4 protein-coding genes and 1 pseudogene are annotated in these 2,266 nt (G+C 56.7%); 2 read left to right on the top strand and 3 right to left on the bottom strand.

The features are described from left to right. Positions 1 to 284: 284 nt before the first annotated feature. Together C0456_RS20105 and C0456_RS20100 are read left to right on the top strand one after the other, a co-directional pair. Complete coding sequence (locus C0456_RS20105; RefSeq protein ID WP_291056349.1) at positions 285 to 539, top strand: type II toxin-antitoxin system prevent-host-death family antitoxin; 255 nt, start codon at positions 285 to 287, stop codon at positions 537 to 539. Continuing rightward, a complete protein-coding gene (locus C0456_RS20100; RefSeq protein WP_291056346.1) occupies positions 536 to 802 on the top strand; it encodes a Txe/YoeB family addiction module toxin in 267 nt (88 codons plus the stop codon). Before C0456_RS20105 ends, C0456_RS20100 begins: the two co-directional genes overlap by 4 nt. Before the next feature lie 31 nt (positions 803 to 833). On the opposite strand, the gene C0456_RS20095 is transcribed toward C0456_RS20100, so the two are convergent. The 3 genes and pseudogenes from C0456_RS20095 to C0456_RS20085 all read right to left on the bottom strand — a co-directional run. Then, entirely contained in the window at positions 834 to 1,493 is a 660-nt protein-coding gene (locus C0456_RS20095) for a Fic family protein (RefSeq protein ID WP_291056343.1), read from the bottom strand. 70 nt (positions 1,494 to 1,563) lie between these two features. Then, positions 1,564 to 1,731, bottom strand: a complete 168-nt coding sequence (locus C0456_RS20090) for a hypothetical protein (RefSeq protein WP_291056341.1) — start codon at positions 1,729 to 1,731, stop codon at positions 1,564 to 1,566. Positions 1,732 to 1,968: 237 nt separating this feature from the next. Further along, positions 1,969 to 2,266: pseudogene (locus tag C0456_RS20085) on the bottom strand (phosphomethylpyrimidine synthase ThiC); the annotation flags it as partial.

Genomic DNA, 2,266 nt, shown 5'->3' with positions numbered 1-2,266 from the left:
CGCCAAGCTGCAACGCCGCCTGTTCGCAGCTTTCGTCCATTCGATCGACGCGCAAAGCCGCCTGCTGCGCCGCGCGGTGGTGACGACGCTCATCGGCGGCACGATGACGCTGATGGTGTGGACGGCGATATTGGCGGACAAGATGTGGTGATGGCAATCATGCGGGATATCGGCGCTGGCGGATCGGCGATTACCGGATGGCGGCGCGGGTGAGGGGAGAGGGTCAGGAGCAACCCTCGGCGCTCGGCATTGACATTGGACAGAATTCTGTCCAATGTACCGCCATGCAAGCCATATCCTATTCCGAAGCGCGAGAGAATCTGAAGGCGATGATCGACAAGGTCGTCGCCGACCGCGCACCCCTAGCCATTACCCGCCAGCGCGGCGAGGGCGCGGTGCTGGTCTCCGCCAGCGAATGGGCGTCGATCGAGGAGACGCTGTACCTGCTGTCGTCGCCCGCCAACGCGAAGCGTCTGCTGGACGGCATCGCGCGGCTCGATGCCGGTGAGGGCGAGGAGCACGAGCTGATCCAGCCGTGAAGCTGGTGTTCGACCGCGAAGCCTGGGCGGAATATCTGGCTTGGCAAGCGGACGACCCCAAGGTGGTCGACCGCATCAATCAGCTGATTGGCGAATGTCTGCGCCACCCGTTCACCGGCATCGGCAAGCCCGAACCCCTTAAGCGCAACTTGGCGGGCTTCTGGTCCCGGCGGATCAATCACGAGCATCGGCTGGTGTATCGGGTGACCGGATCAGGAGAGGCCCAGGCTTTGGAAGTGCTGAGCTGCCGGTATCATTATTGAGCTGAGTAGGCGTCCCCAGAATTCCTAGGACTCAGTTTGTGGGCGCGGCGCCTGCGGCGGCGGCAATTTCTGCAGCTTGCTCGGTGTGATGGGTGTAAATTTGCGTCACAACTAGGGAGTCAATGAGAGCGGCCATCTCGGTGAGGTCGGTCATCATATCCGGTCGGGCACGAGCGTCATGCATTCGCTGTAGGATTTCGCAATGATGCGCACGGTGATCTGTCCGGATTTGCTCGAGTACGGTCAGCCGACCGGGTAACCATTGACCAATTTTCTGACACAAGACGTAATAACACAGGGCTCGAGCGGTACGGCCGTTACCGTCACAAAATGGGTGGACGTGGTTTACACCCCACAATGCGTAAGCTGCAACCTCCGGCGGGGACCAGCGAGACCAATTATCATGTAGTACATCAATGAACATTTCCATTTCTTCCGGCACCAAACTCCAATCACTTGGGGTATGATCTCCGACTTTAACATTATAGTGCCGTCTGTGGCGGCCAGGCTGCATAGAAATATAACGAGTAGCATATGCATTTAGCGTTGAGATAAACTCGCTATCGATTTCAAGGCCTGCGGCATAATTCGAAACGACGTAGGACATCTCCAAAAAATCAAATTGGCGCGCGCGGTTACGGGTTGAAATAAAATTGAAAAGACCATGCGACTCATCGACAAAAAATGACATCAATCGCTCCACATGCAAAAAGCCCGGCGAAATCGCCGGGCTTCCCGTAATTCCGTGAGCGCTGATGAAATCAGGCTACTTCGGCTAGGTCAAGAGCGCGAATGACCGCTTCTTTAGTCCCGTTATCTTTCGAGGAAGCGTTCCCATACACAAAACTAACACGTTGAGCTTCCCGCTCCTCGGCATTCATGTGATGTCCCTTGATCGACTCAAGAGCCTTTTGCAGTTCTTCAGACATAAGCTGCTCCCGGTTAGCTGTGATTCACCAACGGTCGGCGATGATGCGTCGTTCCCCTTGACAAATCGTAAAAGCCAATTGGTGCGCGATTCTTTCGCCATCGCTAATGGTATCCTATAATAAGTATATGAAATCCAACTACGCAACAGGGCGGCGCGGCACAGGCGAAAATAAATTTTGTCAAGCCTTGACATTGCGCGTTAACAGCGACTCGCGTTCGAACCTACCGCCGGTTTATCAATCCCGCTCCCGACCACCAGCGCCCATATACAACTCGCTGCCCGTCTCGCGGAACTTGGCGGCCATCTCCTCCATCCCCTTGATCGCCGCTTCCCGGCTCGCCGCTGCCGCCTCTGCGCCCGTCGGGCCGGTGGCGACAAGCCCGTCAACCCCCTGATTTTGCTTGCCGGCGAAAGTCCCGAGTTCGAGATCGCGTCCATCCCCCGGATGGCCGCTATTTGCTGCCCTGCCGGCAGCAAATTCTCGAACTTCCTGCGAAATCTTCATCGAACAGAATTTCGGCCCGCACATCGAA

Origin of the sequence: Hyphomonas sp., assembly GCF_013823385.1 — a bacterium.
GTDB lineage: Bacteria > Pseudomonadota > Alphaproteobacteria > Caulobacterales > Hyphomonadaceae > Hyphomonas.
The sequence above is the reverse complement of the archived record's forward strand: the minus strand, read 5'-3'. Positions and strand labels throughout refer to the sequence as shown.